The organism is Pseudomonas sp. KCJK9000, assembly GCF_046230725.1.
Taxonomy (GTDB): domain Bacteria; phylum Pseudomonadota; class Gammaproteobacteria; order Pseudomonadales; family Pseudomonadaceae; genus Aquipseudomonas; species Aquipseudomonas promysalinigenes.
In genome coordinates, this window is the sequence record NZ_JBJJLN010000042.1 from 22,586 (window position 1) to 41,544 (window position 18,959).

An 18,959-nucleotide genomic window follows, 5' to 3' on the forward strand; every position below is an offset into this window, starting at 1 on the left:
CGCCCTGGAGCAAGCCATGCAAGACCTCGATCCAATCGAAACCCAGGAATGGCTGGATGCCCTGGAGTCGGTCCTCGACAAAGAAGGCGAAGACCGCGCTCATTACCTGATGACCCGCATGGGCGAGCTGGCCACCCGCAGTGGCTCTCAGCTGCCGTACGCGATCACCACGCCATACCGCAACACCATCCCTGTCACCCACGAAGCACGCATGCCTGGCGACCTGTTCATGGAACGCCGCATTCGCTCGATGGTGCGTTGGAACGCGCTGGCCATGGTGATGCGCACCAACCTGAAGGACTCGGACCTGGGCGGCCACATCTCCAGCTTCGCCTCCAGTGCCACCCTGTATGACATCGGCTTCAACTACTTCTTCCAGGCTCCGACCGAAGAGCACGGCGGCGACCTGATCTTCTATCAAGGCCATGCTTCGCCAGGCGTTTACGCCCGTGCCTTCATGGAAGGCCGCATCAGCGAAGAGCAGATGAACAACTTCCGCCAGGAAGTGGACGGTAAAGGCCTGTCCTCGTACCCGCACCCATGGCTGATGCCTGACTTCTGGCAGTTCCCGACCGTTTCGATGGGTCTGGGCCCGATCCAGGCCATCTACCAGGCGCGTTTCATGAAGTACCTGGAAGCGCGCGGCTTCATCCCTGCCGGCAAGCAGAAGGTCTGGTGCTTCATGGGCGACGGCGAGTGCGACGAGCCCGAATCCCTGGGCGCGATCGCCCTGGCCGGCCGCGAGAAGCTGGATAACCTGATCTTCGTCATCAACTGCAACCTGCAGCGCCTCGACGGCCCGGTTCGCGGCAACGGCAAGATCATCCAGGAACTCGAAGGCGTGTTCCGTGGCGGTGGCTGGAACGTCAACAAGGTAGTCTGGGGCCGCTTCTGGGACCCACTGTTCGCCAAGGACACCAACGGTGCCCTGCAGCGCCGCATGGACGAAGTCATCGACGGCGAGTACCAGAACTACAAAGCCAAAGACGGCGCCTATGTGCGTGAGCACTTCTTCAACACCCCAGAGCTCAAGGCCATGGTCGAAGACCTGTCCGACGACGAGATCTGGAAGCTCAACCGTGGCGGCCACGACCCATACAAGGTCTACGCGGCTTACCACCAGGCTGTGAACCACAAAGACCAGCCTACCGTCATCCTGGCCAAGACCATCAAGGGTTACGGTACCGGTGCCGGCGAAGCCAAGAACACCGCGCACAACACCAAGAAGGTCGACGTCGACAGCCTGCGCCACTTCCGTGACCGCTTCGACATCCCGGTCAAGGATGCCGAGCTGGAAAACCTGCCATTCTTCAAACCCGAAGAAGGTTCGGCCGAAGCCAAGTACCTGGCCGAACGCCGTGCTGCCCTGGGCGGTTTCGTGCCACAGCGCCGGGCCAAGAGCTTCAGCGTACCGACCCCGCCACTGGAAACGCTCAAAGCGATCCTGGACGGCTCGGGCGACCGCGAAATCTCCACCACCATGGCCTTCGTGCGTATTCTGGCGCAGCTGGTCAAGGACAAGGACATCGGCCAGCGCATCGTGCCGATCATCCCGGACGAAGCCCGTACCTTCGGTATGGAAGGCATGTTCCGCCAGCTGGGTATCTACTCGTCGGTCGGCCAGCTCTATGAGCCAGTCGATAAAGACCAGGTGATGTTCTACCGCGAAGACAAGAAGGGCCAGATTCTCGAGGAAGGCATCAACGAAGCCGGCGCCATGTCGTCGTTCATCGCTGCCGGTACCTCGTACAGCTGCCACAACCAGCCGATGCTGCCGTTCTACATCTTCTACTCGATGTTCGGCTTCCAGCGCATTGGCGACCTGGCCTGGGCCGCTGGCGACAGCCGCACCCGTGGCTTCCTGATCGGCGGTACCGCCGGCCGTACCACCCTCAACGGTGAAGGCCTGCAGCACGAAGACGGTCACAGCCACATGATGGCCGGTACCATCCCGAACTGCCGCACCTACGATCCGACCTACGGCTACGAGCTGGCGGTGATCATTCAGGACGGCATGAAGAAGATGACCGAAGAGCAACAGGACATCTTCTACTACATCACCGTGATGAACGAATCCTACCAGCAGCCAGCCATGCCGGCCGGTGTCGAGGAAGGCATCATCAAGGGCATGTACCTGCTCGAGGAAGACACCCGCGAAGCTGCGCACCACGTACAGCTGATGGGCTCGGGCACCATCCTGCGCGAAGTCCGTGAAGCGGCGAAGATCCTGCGTGAAGAGTTCAACGTCGGTGCCGACGTGTGGAGCGTCACCAGCTTCAACGAACTGCGTCGCGACGGCCTGGCCGTGGAACGCGCCAACCGCCTCAAGCCTGGCCAGAAGCCACAGCAGACCTACGTCGAGCAGTGCCTGAACGGTCGCAAAGGGCCGGTCATCGCCTCCACCGACTACATGAAGCTCTTCGCCGAGCAGATTCGCCAGTGGGTACCGAGCAAAGAGTTCAAAGTCCTGGGTACCGACGGTTACGGTCGCAGCGACAGCCGCAAGAAGCTGCGTCACTTCTTCGAAGTCGACCGCCACTTCGTGGTGCTGGCTGCCCTGGAAGCCCTGGCTGACCGTGGCGAGATCGAACCCAAGGTTGTGGCTGACGCCATCGTCAAGTTCGGCATCGACCCGGACAAGCGCAACCCACTGGACTGCTGAGGAGTATTTTTAAGTGAGCGAACTCATTCGCGTACCTGACATCGGCAGCGGTGAAGGTGAAATCATCGAGCTGTTCGTCAAGGTCGGTGACCGTATCGAGGCTGACCAGAGCCTGCTGACCCTGGAGTCCGACAAGGCCTCCATGGAGATCCCTGCGCCCAAGGCCGGTGTGATCAAAGAGCTCAAGGTCAAGCTGGGTGATCGCCTGAAAGAAGGCGACGAACTGCTGGTTTTGGAAGCCGAGGGCGCCGCTGCTGCGGCGCCTGAGGCTCCGGCCGCCGCCGCCGCGCCTGCTGAAGCACCGGCTCCGGCTGCCGAAGCTGCCCCTGCTCCGGCCGCAGCCCCGGCTGCTGCCAGCGTGCAAGACATCCACGTGCCGGACATCGGCTCGTCGGGCAAGGCCAAGATCATCGAAGTGCTGGTCAAGGTCGGCGACACCGTCGAAGCTGACCAGTCGCTGATCACCCTGGAGTCCGACAAGGCCTCCATGGAAATCCCATCGCCAGCCGCTGGCGTGGTCGAAGAAGTGCTGTGCAAGCTCGAAGACGAAGTCGGCACTGGCGACCTGATCTTCAAGCTCAAGGTCGCGGGCGCCGCCCCGGCTGCTGCACCGGCCCCGGCCGCTGCCGAGCCAGCCAAGGCAGAGGCGGCGCCTGCCGCCGCGCCAGCCGCTGCCCCGGCACCCGCTGCCGCCCCTGCTCCGGCTGCCACTGCGCCGGCAGCCGGCAGCAACGCCAAGGTCCACGCAGGCCCGGCGGTTCGCCAACTGGCCCGTGAATTTGGTGTCGATCTGGGCGCCGTTGCGGCCACCGGCCCGCATGGCCGCATCCTCAAGGAAGACGTGCAGGTCTACGTCAAGGCGATGATGCAGAAGGCCAAGGAAGCACCGGCCGCCGGTGCCACCGGCGGCGCTGGCATCCCGCCGATCCCGGCAGTGGACTTCAGCAAGTTCGGTGAAGTGGAAGAAGTCGCCCTGACCCGCCTGATGCAGGTCGGCGCCACCAACCTGCACCGCAGCTGGCTGAACGTGCCGCACGTGACCCAGTTCGACTCGGCCGACATCACCGAGCTGGAAGCTTTCCGCGTTGCGCAGAAGGCCGTGGCCGAGAAGGCTGGCGTGAAGCTGACTGTACTGCCGCTGCTGCTCAAGGCCTGCGCATTCCTGCTCAAGGAACTGCCAGACTTCAACAGCTCGCTGGCACCAAGCGGCAAGGCCATCATCCGCAAGAAGTACGTGCACATCGGCTTTGCCGTGGACACCCCGGACGGCCTGCTGGTCCCTGTGATCAAGAACGTCGACCAGAAGAGCCTGCTGCAACTGGCTGCCGAAGCCGCTGCACTGGCCGAGAAAGCACGCACCAAGAAGCTGTCGGCTGACGACATGCAAGGCGCCTGCTTCACCATCTCCAGCCTCGGCCACATTGGCGGCACCGGCTTCACGCCGATCGTCAACGCGCCGGAAGTGGCGATCCTGGGCGTCTCCAAGGCGACCATGCAGCCCGTCTGGGATGGCAAAGCCTTCCAGCCGAAGCTGATGCTGCCACTGTCGCTGTCCTACGATCACCGTGTGATCAACGGCGCCGCCGCCGCACGCTTCACCAAGCGTCTTGGTGACGTGCTGGGCGATATCCGCACCATGCTGCTGTAATGCGGCACACTGCCCCTCCCGGCGAGGGGCAGCACCTTTTTCGAGCTGCCACGCTCGTACCTCAACCCCGCCAATTGGCGGGGCTTTTTTTGTCCGCCGTTAGGGGGTGGGCGCCTGTGAGATCCAGCGCCGCCCGCGCGGCGCATCGCGAGCTGCGCTCGCTCCTACGTTTGTTTCCGGCCAATAACGCCTGTAGCAGACGCGCGCGACCGCCTTGTTTGTACGACGCGATATTGCGCCATGCACCAAGGCGTCCGCGCGCAAATCCCCCAGGATCAATTGGCCCGAAACAAACGTAGGAGCGAGCGCAGCTCGCGATGCGCCGCGCGGGCGGCGCTGGATCTCACAGGCGCCAAATCACTCAAGGCAAATTAAGGATTTCGCCCCTCCAGCCGAAAACATCTACAAGACAGCCCTCATGGCCGCTTGCCAGCCTCCGGGACATGATGCAACCTTGCCAGATACGCAGCCGTCCAGGCCGCGTCCCCTTCAAGCGAGTCTTCGATGAAAAGCCAACCCGATGCCGCTAGCCGTGTGGCGGCCGAGGTCGTCACGCCGCTCCCCGTGCCCTCGCGGCTGGGCATGCTGCGTTTCGAAAGGCTCAACGAAGCGAGCTGGGCGATGCTGTACCTGGACCCGGCCTGCGACCGCCAATTCGGCATGCCCGCGCCACAACTGTGCGCCCTGGTCGATTCACCCTACGCCAGCCTGATGGAACCCGAGGCGCGCTACCGGCTGCACGATGAAATCCAGCTGCAACTGAACAAGCGCGGTTACTACCGCGTGCGCTACACCTTGCACACCCAGGCCCGTGCGTTGCGTCTGCTGGAGGCCGGCGAGGCATTCAAGCAGCACAACCGCCAGTTGCTGCGCGGGTTCCTGACAGTGCTCGATGATGAAGAAGAAGGCGAAGCCGACCCCAGTGACCTGGAGTCACGCAACAACCGCCTGCAACTGGCCCTGCAGATCAACCAACGCGCCCAGCAGGTACAGCTCGAGCACCTGGAACGCGTGCGCGCCCAGCAGGATCTTATTCTGCGCCTGGCCCGACAGCGGTACAGTGCCGAGAACTCGCTGCTCGAAGCGGCTGAGCTGATCACCCGTAGTGCCTGTGAAATCTATAAGGTCGATTGCGCCAGCATCTGGTACCTGGACGAACAACGCCTGGAGCCGATCAGCGCCTGGCTGCACAAGGAGCAGGTCCATCGCTTGCCCGAGCCGATCGATGCCAGCCGTTTTCCCAACTACCTCGAAGCCCTGCACGCCAGCCGTGCCATCGACGCCCACAACGCCAAGCACGATCCGCGTACCCGCGAGCTGGCAGAAAGCCTGTACGCGGACAACAACGCCATGCTCGACGCCAGTATCCGCGTCGATGGCCAAGTGGTCGGTGTGTTGTGCCTGGAGCAGACCGCCCAACCACGTGCCTGGCAGTCGGATGAAATCGCCTTTGCCGGCGAGCTGGCCGACCAGTTCGCCCAGGTCATCACCAACCACAACCGGCGAACCGCCGCCAGCGCCTTGCACCTGTTCCAGCGGGCGGTCGAGCAAAGCGCCAGCGCCTTCCTGCTGGTCAACCGCGACGGTGTGGTGGAGTACGTAAACCCAAGCTTCACGGCGATCACCCAGTACAGCACCGAGGAAGTCCAGGGCCATCACCTGGCCGAGCTGCCCGCCTTGGAAAACCTCAGCGAGCTGCTGTTCGACTCACCGTCGAGCCTGGCCATGGGCAACAGCTGGCAGGGCGAATTCAAGAGCCGGCGCAAAAACCTCGAACCCTACTGGGGCCAACTGTCGATCTCCAAGGTGTACGGCGACAACCGCGAGCTGACCCATTACATCGGCATTTATGAAGACATCACCCAGAGCAAGCTGGCCCAACAGCGCATCGAACGGCTGGCCTACACCGATAACCTGACCAACCTGGGCAACCGCCCGGCGTTCATCCGCAAGCTCGACGAGCGCTTCGCTCGCGACAGCGAGAAACCGATCTGCCTGCTGCTGGTGGACATCGACAACTTCAAGCGGATCAACGACAGCCTCGGCCATCAGACCGGCGACAAACTGTTGATCAGCCTTGCCCGGCGCCTGCGCAACAGCCTCAGCGCCAACGGTGTGCTGGCGCGTTTCGCCAGCAACGAGTTCGCCGTACTGCTCGATGACACAGGCCTGGAAGAAGGCCAGGGGGTCGCCCTGCAACTGCTGCGAACCCTCGATAAACCGATGTTCGTCGACAACCAGCTGATCAACGTCACCGCCTCCGTGGGGCTTGCGTGTGCACCGCTGCATGGTAGCGACCCGACGACGCTGATGAAAAATGCAGGGCTTGCCCTGCACAAGGCCAAGGCCAACGGCAAGCACCAGGTGCAGGTGTTCACCGAAGTGCTCAATGCCGAGGCCAGCTACAAGCTGTTCGTCGAAAACAACCTGCGCCGCGCGCTGACCCAGAACGAGCTCGAGGTGTTCTACCAGCCCAAGCTGTGCCTGCGCAGTGGCCGCTTGCTGGGCCTGGAGGCGCTGCTGCGCTGGAACCACCCCGAACGCGGCATGATCCGCCCAGACCAGTTCATCAGCGTGGCCGAGGAAACCGGGCTCATCATCCCCATCGGCAAGTGGGTGGTGCGCCAGTCCTGCCGCATGAGCCAGCAGTTGCAGCAAGCCGGCATGGGCTGCCTGCAGGTGGCGATCAACCTGTCGCCCAAGCAATTCTCCGACCCTGACCTGGTCGCCTCCATCGCTTCGATTCTCAAGGAAGAAGGCCTGCCTGCGCATCTGCTGGAGCTGGAGCTGACCGAAGGCCTGCTGCTCGAAGCCAGCGAAGATACCCACCGCCAGCTCGACGAGCTCAAGGCCTTGGGCCTGACCCTGGCGATGGACGACTTCGGTACGGGTTATTCGTCGTTGAGCTACCTGAAGAAGTTTCCGATCGATATCATCAAGATCGACCGCAGCTTCATCAACGAGATCCCCGATAACCAGGACGACATGGAGATCACCTCGGCCGTGGTGGCCATGGCCCACAACCTCAAGCTCAAGGTCGTGGCCGAGGGCATCGAGACGCCAGAACAATTGGCGTTCCTGCGCCGGCACCGCTGCGATGTCGGCCAAGGCTACCTGTTCGACCGGCCGATACCGGGCAGTGAGCTGGAAGAAAAACTCAAGCGCTATCCGCGCGGTCCAATGGCCTGACAGCAGCGCCAAGCTGGGGCACACTAGACCCCATTCGGGTCCAGCGCGGGTTCACCCGCAAGCGGCCCCCACCCCCATTCACAGATACTCAGAGGAACAGCCATGGTCCTGCGTTCGGAAATCTTAGTGAACAAAAATGTCCTGCCAACCGCGGAGCAAGCCCTGCCTGGCCGCGAGACGCCCATGCAGTTACCCGAGTTCCATTACGTGTTCAAGGACACCCCGCTGCTCGGCCCATTCTTCGAAGGCGCCATCGATTTCGCCATCTTCGGCCTTGGCTGCTTCTGGGGCGCCGAGCGGCGCTTCTGGCAGCGCGAAGGCGTGGTCAGCACAGTGGTCGGCTATGCAGGCGGATTTACCCCGAACCCAACCTACGAAGAGGTCTGCTCAGGCCTGACTGGCCACACCGAAGTGGTGTTGGTGGCGTTCGACAAGGACAAGGTCAGCTACCAGGAACTGCTGGCAATGTTCTGGGAGCTGCACAACCCGACCCAAGGCATGCGCCAGGGCAACGACATCGGCACCCAGTACCGCTCGGCCATCTACTGCACCAGCCCGGAACAACTCGAACAGGCCAAGGCCAGCCGCGAGGCCTTCCAGGCGGAGCTGACCAAGGCCGGTTACGGTGAAATCACCACCGAAATCGATCAGGCGCCAACCGTCTACTTCGCCGAGGCTTACCACCAGCAGTACCTGGCCAAGAACCCTGACGGCTACTGTGGCATCGGCGGCACCGGCGTATGCCTGCCACCCAGCCTGCAAGGCAACTGAACCATGAGCACGATGACCCTGTTCCACTCGCCGCTGTCGCCATTCGTACGCAAGGTGATGGTGGTGCTGCACGAGACCGGCCAGCTGCAGCGGGTGACCCTGCAGCCGGTGAACATCACGCCGGTCAATGGTGACGAGCAGCTCAACCAGGGCAACCCGATCGGCAAGATTCCGGCCCTGCGCCTGGAGGACGGCACCGTGCTGCACGACAGCCGGGTGATTTGCGAGTACCTCGACCTGCAGCATGTTGGCCCAGCCCTGTTGCCACGCGAAGGTGCGGCACGCTGGCGGCGCATGACCCTGGCCTCCCAAGCCGATGCGATCATGGATGCAGCGGTCGCATCGCGTTACGAGAGCGTTCTACGCCCCGAAGAGAAACGCTGGGACGGCTGGTTGAACGCCCAGGCAGACAAGATCCGGCGCAGCCTGGCCAACCTCGAACAGGAGCATTTGGCCCAGCTTGCATCGGGGTTCGACCTGGCGGCGATTGGCGTGGCCTGTGCGTTGGGCTACCTGGACCTGCGTCAGCCGCAGTTTGGCTGGCGTGAGCGCCAGCCTGGCCTGGCGGCATGGTATGCCGAGGTCAGCCAGCGCCCATCGATGGTCGCCACAGCCCCATCAGCTTGAAAAACAGGCCAAGCCGGGCGGTATCAGCAGTCCGGCTTGCCAGCGGTGAACCGCTTGGCTGGGTTCACCGCCGCCTTGAACTCGCGCAGGGCCTTGGCCCCTATCAGCAGCGGATAGTTGAAGTTGCTGCGGTCGACCAAGTTGACCTCAACAGTGCGCTTCACATCCCCCAGGCATAGCTCGAGGTCTACCACCGGGCGCTTGGACAGCTCGGGCACATCGCCCTCGTCCTCTTCATCGGCGCGGCCTTTGATTTTGCTGATGCGCGAAACCTTGTGCTCGTACACCTTGCCGTCCGAATCCTTGGTGGCCAAGCGGAACCGCACCCAATCCTCGCCATCGCGGGTGAAGCGCTCGATGTCCTTGGCAGACAGCGACGCGGTATAGGCACCGGTGTCCATCTTGGCTTTCAGGGTCTGGCCCAGTTCAGGCAGGGCGATGTTCTCGTAACGGCCGTATAGCGTAGGGTCAGCGGCCATGACCGGTAGCGCTACCAACGACAGCAGGGCAAGCAAAGATTTCACAGGGCAGGCTTCCTTGAAAAGAGTCAGTGCTTAGACTGCACTGGCAGGATAGGTTCGTCGGTACCCAGGTTAATCAACATAATGTGAAACATTTGTCCCTGCCACTTGGCACTGGATGTTTGGCGTTGGCTACCACCCTGCTTATCATTGCCAACCGTTTCATTCCTACAACAAGAGTTTCCCTATGCGTCGCCTGCTAATCGGCCTGTTCACCACCACCCTGCTGCTGCTCAACACCGTGGTATTGATTTGCCCGCTGCTGGTCTTCGCCCTGCTCAAGCTGGTGCTGCCCGGCCGTGGTCGCGACTATGCGTCCTGGGCGGTCATGTGGGTGGCTGAAACCTGGTCAGAAATCGACAAAGCCATTTTCGCGTTGTGCATCCCCACGCAATGGGACATCCGCGGCGTCGAGAACCTGCGCAGAGACACCTCGTACCTGGCGGTGAGCAACCACCAAAGCTGGGTCGATATCCCGGCGCTGATCGAAAGCCTCAACCGCCGCACACCGTTCTTCAAGTTCTTCCTGAAGAAAGAATTGATCTGGGTGCCGCTGCTGGGCCTGGCCTGGTGGGGGTTGGATTACTCGTTCATGAAGCGCTACAGCAAGGCGTTTCTGGAGAAACACCCGCACCTCAAAGGCAAGGACCTGGAAATCACCAAGGCTGCCTGCGAGCTGTTCAAGCGCCAGCCGGTGACCGTGGTTAACTACCTCGAAGGCACGCGTTTCAGCCAAGCCAAGCACCGCGAGCAGCAGTCGCCCTACCGCCACCTGCTCAAACCCAAAGCCGGCGGGGTGGCCTTCGTGCTGGCCGCGCTGGGCGAGCAACTGGATGCCTTGCTGGATGTGACCATCGTCTACCCCGGCGAGCAGGCGCCGGGCTTCTGGGCTTTGCTCAATGGCAGCATCAGCCGGGTGATCATCGACATCAACGTGCGTGAGCTGGACCCAGCCTTGTGGGCCGGGGACTACGAAAACGATCCCGCCTTCCGTCAGACCGTGCAGGACTGGGTCAACCAGCTGTGGCTGGAGAAGGACCAGCGCATCGAGGCTTTACGCGCCGAGATGCGCTGAGCCTGCCGCTTAGCGTTTCACCAGCTGCATGATCTCGAAGGCGTTCAACGCCGCCCCGCGCAGCAGCTGGTCACCACTGATGAACAGGTCCAGACCGTACTGGCCATAGATGAGGTTGAAGCGAATCCGCCCGACCTCCACTGCATGTTTGTAGGTGGAGGTCATCGGCATCGGGTAGCGCCCGGCTGCCGGGTCATCCACCAGTTCAACCCCAGGCGCTTCGGCCAGCAGCCGCCGCACCCCCTCCAGCGAGTGAATAGGCTGCTTGAACTTGAGTGTCAGGCTTTCGGCATGGGAGCGCAGGGTCGGCACTCTCACCGCCGTGGTGCTGATGGCAAGGCGCGGCTCGCCAAGTACCTTGCGCAACTCCCACACCACCTTCATTTCCTCACGGGTGTAGAGGTTGTCTTCGAAACGGTCGACCTGCGGGATTACGTTGAAGGCCAGGTTATGGGCGAAGTTCTCGCTGCCGTTGTCCAGGCCATAGTCCTCGAAACCACGCGCCCGCTCGCGCAGCTCCAGCATCGCCGGCTGCCCGGCACCGCTGGCGGCCTGGTAGGTGGAAATGATCGCGCTTTCAAGGCCGAACGCCTGGTGCAGCGGGCCCAGCACCATCAAGGCGATAGCCGACGAGCAATTGGGGTTGGCGATCAGGTATTCGCCTTTGTAGCTTTTGCCGTTGATCGGTGGCACCAGCAATGGCACATCCGGGTGATAGCGGAACGCCGAAGAGTTGTCGATCACCACCGAAGATTGTGCCAGCTGTTCGCCGTATTTGAGGGCGAACTCCCCGGAAACACACAGGAACACCACATCGCAGGTGGCGCAGGCCTCGACCGAGAATGGCTCGATAAGGTAGTCCCGCCCGCCTACCTGCAAAAGCTTGCCAGCAGAGCGCGGCGAGGCCATGCAGAGCACCTCGAGCTCGGTCGGGCCGAGCAGCTCGAGCATGGTCAGGCCAACGGCACCGGTACAACCGACAACTGCGATTCTTTTCATCACAACTCCTTGATCTGGCAAAGCCGGGTGCCACTCAAGGCACCCGGCAACTTCTCATGCCGTGCGCAGTTTCGCGCCCGCCTGTTGCACCACTGCCCGCTGGGCCCGCACCGAGTTCCAGGTGAACACGCCAAGCGCCACCCAGATGAACAGGAACGCCACCAGTTTCAGCGGCGAGACATGCTCCCCATAAACGAATGCGGCCAGCAGGAAATTGCAGATCGGTGGCACGAACTGCAAGAAGCCCAGGGTGACCATGGACAACTGCTTGGCCGCCAGGCTGTACCACCACAGTGGCAGCACCGTAATCAGCCCCGTTGCCGCCAGCAGCAGATCGGTGCCCAGCGCCAGGCCAAAGTGATGCCCCAGCCCCTGGCTGCCGGCGTAAGCCAGGAACACCAGGGCGAATGGCAGCAGTGCCATGATCTCCAGGGTCTGGATCACCACCGGGTCACCCGGCACTTTCTTCTTGAAGATGCCGTAGAACGAGTAGCATGAGCCGATGATCAGCGCGATCCATGGGAACGAGCGCAGGTTCAGCAGCTCGAACGCCATCAGCGTCACCCCGATCACGGCAAGGCCGATAGCCAGCACTTGCAGCCCGCTCAGGCGCTCTTTGAACAGCAGGCGTGACACCGCCATGCTCATGATCGGGCTGAGGAAGTAGCCAAAGGCTACTTCCAGCACACGCCCAGTCATGATCCCGTAGATATACATCAGCCACCACAACCCCAGGACCGCAGCGACCGTCAGCACATGCTGGGCGCGGATGGTCGGCAGGGTTGCCCGCAGCTTGCCCACCCGCCCGCTGACCACCAGCAGGGCGACCAGGAACAGCTCGGCGAAGACGATCCGCCACGACAGCAGGTGGTAGGCATCGAGCTGGCCGAGCGGCTTGTACCACAGTGGGTACGACCCCCACAGCAAGGTCGCACCCAAGCCATAGAAGATGCCGGCACCTGCGCTGGCGTCTTTGTCTGCACTCATGCCGGCAGCCCTTTGCCAAGCTTGCGGGCGATACCGTCCCAGTAGATTTCCATCAGGTGCAGGTACTGCTGGATACCCTCGACGAACAGCGCACGCTGCTCAGGGGTCTGCAGGTGCTTTTCCATGATGTTGAACACGGCGTTGGAGTGGCCCACTTCCACCTCCATGTGCAGGGTCCAGAAGAAGCGCTGCTGGGCGCTCATGCCTTCCTTGATCAAACCGTCGTTGTACTTGCTGACCATCGAGGCGGACATCGCCTCGTCGGCGAACAGGCCGCCCAAAGCCTTCTGCAGCGGCGGGGTGGTGTACAGCGCACAAATGCCGTCGTTGAGTGCCTGGGTGCTGGGCAGGCACTTGTAGCCGTCGATTTCCTCGGCGCTGATGCCCTTGTCCAGCAGGAACTTGCGATACAGGTCCGAGTGCGAATGGGTTTCGCCCAGCTCGTCGCGGGCATTGAAGGCAATGGCGCGCAGCACGGCTTCATCGCGGGTCAGGGTCGAGATGCCGCAAACATAGAACGGCAGAAACTTGAAGTAGTGCAGCGTTTCCAGATAGAGCACCTTGCTCTGCTCGGCATCCAGGCCTTCGGCTGCATAGGTATTAAGGAACGGGTGCTCGGTAGCGCGGTGCTTGAGGATGCTGTCGATCTGCTCGTTCATGAACAGTTCGAGCTCGAGCGAAACATCGCCGCTGCGCACGACGTAGGCGGAATCGGACTGGAAGGTTTCCTGGGAGATGGACATGTGCGTTTCCTTGCAAAAGAGGTTAAAAATTCCGAAAAGGCCCGGGGCCTGTGCCCCAGGCTTGCAGCCGATCAGGCGTCGTGGCCGCGGTGCTCGGTGCCCCAGATCACGTCGATGCTCTCGTGGGCTACGTCGGTGCGCCGGTCATGGGCACTGGCCCAGCAGGTGTTGAGGATGATTCGCGTGGTTTCCTGCTGGATCGGTACCACGTGGTGCAGCGTGGTGTCGGATTTCAGGAAGTACACATCACCCTTGAGGTGGTGATACGACTTGATGTCGTTGTTCAGGATGTACTGCCAGATCTGCGGGTCTTTTTTGTCCCACTCGCTGTGGGGCACGCACTGCAGTACGCCACCGATGGCCGGGTCCTCGGGCGCTTCGATGATCCAGATCAGGGTGTAGGGGTAGTCGCCCCAATGCCAGCCGTGGGTATCGCCTGGGTGGCTGAGCTTGGTGATCAGGTACTGCTCCTGCTCCCAGCAGGCCGCCAGGTCATCACCTGCGATATTGCCGAGAAAGCGCTGCACCGCAGGCGACTCATAGATCGCCGGGATCAGGTTGCCACTGCTTTTGATCTCTGGCTGGTTGACGTTGTACATCTTGCGGTAGGTGTTGCCGGTCGAGGCCACGGTCACGTCGCGACGTACCGAGTGGTCATCGAGCAACTGATGCACCTCACCGTGCACGTCCTCCAGCAGGCCGCGAGGCAGGAAGGTGAAGTCCTTGAAGTTGAAGTAACCGTTGCGCCGGAACGCGTTGCGGATCTGTTTCATCCGCGTCTCATCGGCCAGGATGGCGTCGAAGTGTTGGCTCAGTTGCTGTTCCAGTGCATCCATCGGCGAAGCTCCTTGGGTTGGCAAGCAGGCACGTCTTTCCTGTAGCGCGCGCCTTGTTTTTGTGGTGAATCAGGGTTGCTGCAGTGCCAGCAGTGCCGGCTGGCGACGACTGAGCAGCGTCAGCAATGGGCCGGTCATCAATGTGGTGACGATGGTCATGACGATCAGCAGGGTGAACAGCTGGGCGCTGATCAGGCCCAGGTCCAGGCCGATCTTGAGCACCACCAGTTCCATCAGGCCACGGGTATTCATCAACACACCGATGCGCAGCGACGTGCGCCAGGGGTAACGCACCAGACGCGCGCCCAGAGCACTACCGGCGACTTTGCCGACCACTGCCACCAGCAGCACCAAGGCCAGTGCGCCCATGCCGGTTTCAGCGAATGCACCCGGGGCGGTGCTCAGGCCCGCCAGGGCGAAGAAGCAGGGCATGAACACCATCAAGGCCAGGTGTTCCAGGCGCTCGATGATCATCTGCAACAAATGTTCGTCACGCGGCAGGCACAGCCCGAACAGAAACGCTCCGAATACCGCATGTACCTGCAGCCAGTGGGTCAGGCTGCCATAGACCATGACCCCGGCCAGCAGCCCCAACAGCACCTGGGGTTGCCCGTACCCACTGCGACCGGCCAGCCAACGCGCCAGTGCCGGGCGCAGCACCAGCAGCGAGAACACCACCAGAACCAGCAGGCCAGCGACCCGTGCCGCCAGCAGCGGCAGGTTGCCGTCGTTGCTGTGGACCATGGCCACCAACGCCAGCAGTAACCAGGCTCCGACATCGCTCATGGCCGCGGCAAGCATGGCCACTGCCCCCTCTTGCGAAGCCAGCAGGCCGTGCTCTTTGAGAATACGCGCCAGCACGGGGAAGGCAGTGACCGAGCACACCGTGCCGATAAACAAGGTAAATGCCAGCAGCGACACGCTGGGCGGCGCGAAGCGGGCGTACAACCATGGCGCCAGCGCGGCCCCCAGAAGAAACGGCAGCGCGATGCTGAACACACCCACCACCGAGGCCTTGACGCCGCCCAGGCGCTCGCCAGCAGGGAACCGGAATTCTGCGCCGATGACGAACATGAACAGCAGCAACCCGAACTCACTCAAAGCCCTGAGCTGCGCGGTGTCATCCGGGTCGAACAATGCGGCCTGCAGGCCTGGGAACAGCTGCCCAAGTACCACCGGGCCAATCAGGAAACCGGCGATCATCTCTCCCACCACCTGCGGCTGCCCAATCCGGTGCAACAGGTAGCCACAGGCTTTGGCCATGGCCACCACGAACAGTAGGGTCATCAACATCATCGCTCGGTCCCTCAAGCAATCATTCAGGTCCACGGTCACGCTGTGGGTGCTCAGTGAGACTTGGCTCAACATCCAGCCTGCGCAAGAGCGCGAAGCAAAGCCGTCGGTCGCATCATGCGCTGCATGCTTTGGTCTTATATGGGCGGGGATTGTAGGAATGTGAACCGGTTCGCTACAGTGCGTTTACCGTCAACAATTGGGAAAATTCCGCCAAATGAGCGAGATGCCAGGGCTGGTCGCCACGTTGGCCTACGAAGGGCTGTGCACCTTTGAATTTGGGATCGCCGTCGAGATCTTCGGCCTGCGCCGTCCGGAGCTGGACATCCCTTGGTATCAACACCAAGTGGTCGCGGTCGATGATGGGCCCATGCATGCCGCAGGCGGCGTGCGTATCAGCGCAGACGCGGGCCTCGAGGGCCTGGCAAGGGCGCAGACCATCATCGTGCCGGGCTGGCGTAGCCGCCACGAAGCACCGCCCGCTGCCCTGCTCGACGCACTGCGCGCAGCCCATGCTCGCGGTGCCCGGCTGCTGTCGATCTGCTCCGGTGTATTCGTACTCGCCGCCACAGGCCTGCTCGACGGCAGGCGCGCCACCACTCATTGGCAGTTCGCCCATGAGCTGGCATCGCGCTTTCCGCATATCGAGGTCGACCCTAACGTGCTGTATGTCGACGCCGGCCAACTGATTACCTCAGCTGGCAGCGCAGCCGGTATCGACGCCTGCCTGCACCTGGTGGCGCGCGACCATGGCACCCACGTCGCCAACACCGTGGCCAGGCGCCTAGTGATGGCGCCGCAGCGCACCGGCGGCCAGGCCCAGTTCATTCCAATGCCGATCATGAAAGCGCCGCGCAACGAGCTGAGCCGGGTATTGCAATGGGCGCGGGAAAACCTGGAGCAGCCGATCAGCATCTGCCAGATGGCCGAAAAAATGGCCATGAGCGAACGTACCTTCCTGCGCCGCTTCAAGGAAACCACTGGCCTTGCCCCCAAAGCATGGCTGCAGCAAGAGCGCATCAGCCGCGCCCGTGAGTTGCTTGAAAGCACCGCTGGCAATACCAACGATATCGCCGAAGCCTGCGGCTTCACTTCCACGGAAAGCTTCCGCGTAGCCTTCCGCACCACGGTTGGCATTGCCCCTTCGAGTTACCGCAAACATTTCGGTGCAAGCCCTGCCCTGCATGAGGCCAAGAGCTGGCGCGCCCAGTGCTGATGGGCTCGGCGAGCCGATTAGAAGCTGCCTTTATAATTTGTATTAGCGAATCTTTCGTTGATGCCGCAGGGCAAAGCGGATAAAAATCTGTCAACAAAAACAAACACAGGTTTTTCCGATGGGCAGTCAACACTCCGCCGGCGATGCCGCTAGCACCGCGCAACTGCGCCGCGTTCTCGGGCTTCCTGCCCTGGTCTTCTTTGGTTTGGTGTACATGGTGCCGTTGACCATTTTCACCACCTACGGCATCGTCACCGAGCTCACCGGGGGCCGCACCGCCGGGGCCTACCTGGTCACCCTGCTGGCGATGCTGTTCACCGCCGCGTCATACAGCGTTATGGTCAAGCGTTTTCCGGTGGCGGGCTCGGCATATTCCTACACCAACATGGCTTTCGGTCCAAATGCCGGGTTTCTCGCAGGCTGGTCGCTGCTGCTGGACTACCTGTTCCTGCCGATGATCAATTATCTGCTGATCGGGTTGTTCCTCAACATTGCCTTCCCGGCTGTGCCCGCCTGGGTCTTCGTGCTGGCCTGCATCGCCCTGGTGACCTTGCTCAACGTGATCGGCATTCACTCGGTGGCCAAGACCAGCAACCTGATCGTCGGTGCGCAGATCGTGTTCATCGTGGTGTTCGTTGCGTTGTCGTGTCACTCGCTGGCCGGCCAGCCGCTGGAGTTGCTGTCGCCGTTGCTGGGCGATGGCTCCAAACCCGGTTACGCCCCGATCATGGCCGGTGCTGCAGTACTGTGCCTGTCGTTTCTAGGCTTCGATGCCGTTTCGACGTTGGCCGAAGAATGCCGCGATGCTCGCCGCGACGTGCCACGGGCGATCATCCTCACCACCTTGTTCGCTGGCCTGCTGTTCACCGTGCTGGCCTACGTCAGCCAACTGGTGCTGCCTGGCACCACCTTCAGCAACGTTGATGCGGCCGCCAACGAGGTGATGTTCAAGGCTGGGGGGCAGTTTCTGGCCAATTTCTTCACCGCAGCGTTCGTAGCTGGCAGCCTGGGTTCGGCACTGGCGTCACAGGCGGCGGTGTCACGTATTTTGTTCACCATGGGGCGCGACAACGTGCTGCCCCGGCGCAGCTTTGGTTACCTCTCGCCCCGCTTCGGCACGCCAGTGTTCGCCATTGCGCTGGTGTCGGCGTTCTCGCTGCTGGCGGTGGTGATCGATCTGGCGACTTTGGCGTCGCTGATTAGCTTCGGTGCGTTGGTGGCGTTTTCGGCGGTGAACCTGGCGGTGGTTAAAACCCATCTGGTGGACCACGCTGCGCAGCGTGACCTCAAAGGGATGCTGAGTTATGGCGTGGTGCCGCTGGTGGGCTTGGCGCTGACCCTGTGGCTGTGGACCAGCCTGTCGGCGCTGACCTTGGTGATTGGGCTGTGCTGGTTCGCCCTGGGGCTTGCTTACCTGGCGGTGTTGACCGCTGGCTTCCGCCGCCCGGTGCGCCTGGTGGACTTCACAGAAGCCGCTTGAGCGGGCTTGCAACTGTGGGGTTTACCCGCGGTGGCGATGGTGAAGTCATCAGCGCATTCATGAGTGACCTGCCCACATAGGGGCTAGTGCTGGGGCTCGGCGTTAGCTCTTCGGTGGGGCGCAGATCGAGCGCCGCCCGCGCGGCGCATCGCGAGCTGCGCTCGCTCCTACGTTTGTTTCGGGCCAATTGATCCTGTGGGATTTGCGCGCGGACGCCTTGATGCATGGCGCAATATCGCGTCGTACAAACAAGGCGGTCGCGCGCGTCTGCCACAGGCGTTACTGGCCCGAAACAAACGTAGGAGCGAGCAAAGCTCGCGATGCGCCGCGCGGGCGGCGCTCGATCTCACAGGCGCTAAAAGGCTCAGATTGAACCCCATAGGGCCCGCATTCAGCCATCAGACCGAAGGCTGAGCCAATGGCGCTGGGGTAGTCCACAGGCTACCCAGGTTCTGCAACAACGACCCAGCAATGCCCTGCTGCCCCAGGTACTGCAGAATCAACGGCGCGAACTGCCCGATCATCCCGGTATCCATCCCCAGAGCCTTGAAGGCGGTGTCCAGGTCGCTGCGGTTCTGCACATCGTTGCCCAGCGCCTTGTCCAGCGCCGACTGGCTGCCCTTTTCGCCTCCCAGCAAAGCCCCCAATCCATTCAACCCGCCCAAGGCATTGGCCCCGGACAGTAGGTCCAGCCCTGGTACAGCCTTGGTCAGTTGCCCGTACTCATCGCTGCTGAGGTTATTGCGCGCCAGCCCCAGCATCGCCCCTGCCCCGCCCACGGCCTGTTCGGGGGTGATATTCAGTTGGCTGCCTAGGGTATTGAGCAGATTGGCTTGCGCTGCAGGGGCCTGCACCTGGCCTTGTTGCTGGGGGTTCTGCATGGCAGAGACGGCATTGGCCGCGTCACCGAGA

The 18,959-nt window shown here is 62.2% G+C and carries 15 protein-coding genes; 8 read left to right on the forward strand and 7 right to left on the reverse strand.

The annotated features are described in order from the left end of the window. The first annotated feature begins 16 nt into the window (after positions 1-16). The 5 genes from aceE to ACK59H_RS17340 all read left to right on the forward strand — a co-directional run bounded on the left by aceE (position 17) and on the right by ACK59H_RS17340 (position 8,897). Positions 17-2,662 carry a pyruvate dehydrogenase (acetyl-transferring), homodimeric type gene (aceE, locus tag ACK59H_RS17320; protein WP_060477411.1) on the forward strand — a complete coding sequence of 882 codons (2,646 nt, stop codon included), beginning with the start codon at positions 17-19 and terminating at the stop codon, positions 2,660-2,662. Between the two features lie 13 nt (positions 2,663-2,675). Beyond that, positions 2,676-4,310, forward strand: a complete 1,635-nt coding sequence (gene aceF / locus ACK59H_RS17325; protein ID WP_409264672.1) for a dihydrolipoyllysine-residue acetyltransferase — start codon at positions 2,676-2,678, stop codon at positions 4,308-4,310. 504 nt (positions 4,311-4,814) lie between these two features. Continuing rightward, the gene (locus ACK59H_RS17330) at positions 4,815-7,499 is read left to right on the forward strand and encodes a bifunctional diguanylate cyclase/phosphodiesterase (protein ID WP_060477409.1); all 2,685 of its coding nucleotides are present in this window, start codon (positions 4,815-4,817) and stop codon (positions 7,497-7,499) included. Between the two features lie 102 nt (positions 7,500-7,601). Then, positions 7,602-8,270, forward strand: coding sequence for a peptide-methionine (S)-S-oxide reductase MsrA (msrA, locus tag ACK59H_RS17335; RefSeq protein ID WP_060477408.1), 669 nt, complete (start codon positions 7,602-7,604; stop codon positions 8,268-8,270). 3 nt (positions 8,271-8,273) lie between these two features. Further along, positions 8,274-8,897, forward strand: a complete 624-nt coding sequence (locus tag ACK59H_RS17340) for a glutathione S-transferase N-terminal domain-containing protein (protein WP_186479004.1) — start codon at positions 8,274-8,276, stop codon at positions 8,895-8,897. A 23-nt stretch (positions 8,898-8,920) separates the two neighbouring features. Here ACK59H_RS17340 and ACK59H_RS17345 read toward each other — a convergent pair whose 3' ends face one another. Next, positions 8,921-9,421 carry an ATP-dependent zinc protease gene (locus ACK59H_RS17345; protein WP_186479005.1) on the reverse strand — a complete coding sequence of 167 codons (501 nt, stop codon included), beginning with the start codon at positions 9,419-9,421 and terminating at the stop codon, positions 8,921-8,923. Between the two features lie 184 nt (positions 9,422-9,605). Between ACK59H_RS17345 and ACK59H_RS17350 the strand changes: the two genes are divergently transcribed. Further along, complete coding sequence (locus ACK59H_RS17350; protein ID WP_409264673.1) at positions 9,606-10,493, forward strand: acyltransferase; 888 nt, start codon at positions 9,606-9,608, stop codon at positions 10,491-10,493. A gap of 9 nt (positions 10,494-10,502) precedes the next feature. On the opposite strand, the gene ACK59H_RS17355 is transcribed toward ACK59H_RS17350, so the two are convergent. From ACK59H_RS17355 to ACK59H_RS17375, 5 genes are all read right to left on the reverse strand, one after another. Beyond that, a complete protein-coding gene (locus ACK59H_RS17355; protein WP_060477404.1) occupies positions 10,503-11,492 on the reverse strand; it encodes an aspartate-semialdehyde dehydrogenase in 990 nt (329 codons plus the stop codon). A gap of 54 nt (positions 11,493-11,546) precedes the next feature. Continuing rightward, positions 11,547-12,479 (reverse strand): EamA family transporter RarD, encoded by a 933-nt coding sequence (rarD, locus tag ACK59H_RS17360; protein ID WP_060477403.1) that lies wholly within the window; start codon positions 12,477-12,479, stop codon positions 11,547-11,549. After that, complete coding sequence (locus ACK59H_RS17365) at positions 12,476-13,222, reverse strand: iron-containing redox enzyme family protein (protein ID WP_207937665.1); 747 nt, start codon at positions 13,220-13,222, stop codon at positions 12,476-12,478. Before ACK59H_RS17365 ends, rarD begins: the two co-directional genes overlap by 4 nt. A gap of 71 nt (positions 13,223-13,293) precedes the next feature. Further along, a complete protein-coding gene (locus ACK59H_RS17370; RefSeq protein WP_060477401.1) occupies positions 13,294-14,058 on the reverse strand; it encodes a hypothetical protein in 765 nt (254 codons plus the stop codon). A 69-nt stretch (positions 14,059-14,127) separates the two neighbouring features. Next, the gene (locus ACK59H_RS17375) at positions 14,128-15,354 is read right to left on the reverse strand and encodes a cation:proton antiporter (RefSeq protein ID WP_409264674.1); all 1,227 of its coding nucleotides are present in this window, start codon (positions 15,352-15,354) and stop codon (positions 14,128-14,130) included. 214 nt (positions 15,355-15,568) lie between these two features. Here ACK59H_RS17375 and ftrA point away from each other — a divergent pair, with 214 nt between their 5' ends. Both ftrA and ACK59H_RS17385 read left to right on the forward strand, forming a co-directional pair. Next, positions 15,569-16,567 carry a transcriptional regulator FtrA gene (gene ftrA, locus ACK59H_RS17380; RefSeq protein ID WP_060477399.1) on the forward strand — a complete coding sequence of 333 codons (999 nt, stop codon included), beginning with the start codon at positions 15,569-15,571 and terminating at the stop codon, positions 16,565-16,567. A 118-nt stretch (positions 16,568-16,685) separates the two neighbouring features. Next, positions 16,686-18,047, forward strand: coding sequence for an APC family permease (locus ACK59H_RS17385; protein ID WP_350491989.1), 1,362 nt, complete (start codon positions 16,686-16,688; stop codon positions 18,045-18,047). 398 nt (positions 18,048-18,445) lie between these two features. On the opposite strand, the gene ACK59H_RS17390 is transcribed toward ACK59H_RS17385, so the two are convergent. Beyond that, on the reverse strand, positions 18,446-18,959 hold a 514-nt coding region (locus ACK59H_RS17390; protein WP_409264675.1), incomplete at its 5' end, for a DUF2780 domain-containing protein.

Coding starts and splice junctions, on each gene's coding strand:
- aceE (WP_060477411.1), top strand. CDS start 17: ATGCAAGACCTCGATCCAATCGAAACCCAGGAATGGCTGGATGCCCTG.
- ACK59H_RS17330 (WP_060477409.1), top strand. CDS start 4,815: ATGAAAAGCCAACCCGATGCCGCTAGCCGTGTGGCGGCCGAGGTCGTC.
- msrA (WP_060477408.1), top strand. CDS start 7,602: ATGGTCCTGCGTTCGGAAATCTTAGTGAACAAAAATGTCCTGCCAACC.
- ACK59H_RS17340 (WP_186479004.1), top strand. CDS start 8,274: ATGAGCACGATGACCCTGTTCCACTCGCCGCTGTCGCCATTCGTACGC.
- ACK59H_RS17350 (WP_409264673.1), top strand. CDS start 9,606: ATGCGTCGCCTGCTAATCGGCCTGTTCACCACCACCCTGCTGCTGCTC.
- ACK59H_RS17355 (WP_060477404.1), bottom strand. CDS start 11,492: ATGAAAAGAATCGCAGTTGTCGGTTGTACCGGTGCCGTTGGCCTGACC.
- rarD (WP_060477403.1), bottom strand. CDS start 12,479: ATGAGTGCAGACAAAGACGCCAGCGCAGGTGCCGGCATCTTCTATGGC.
- ACK59H_RS17365 (WP_207937665.1), bottom strand. CDS start 13,222: ATGTCCATCTCCCAGGAAACCTTCCAGTCCGATTCCGCCTACGTCGTG.
- ACK59H_RS17370 (WP_060477401.1), bottom strand. CDS start 14,058: ATGGATGCACTGGAACAGCAACTGAGCCAACACTTCGACGCCATCCTG.
- ACK59H_RS17375 (WP_409264674.1), bottom strand. CDS start 15,354: ATGATGTTGATGACCCTACTGTTCGTGGTGGCCATGGCCAAAGCCTGT.
- ftrA (WP_060477399.1), top strand. CDS start 15,569: ATGAGCGAGATGCCAGGGCTGGTCGCCACGTTGGCCTACGAAGGGCTG.
- ACK59H_RS17385 (WP_350491989.1), top strand. CDS start 16,686: ATGGGCAGTCAACACTCCGCCGGCGATGCCGCTAGCACCGCGCAACTG.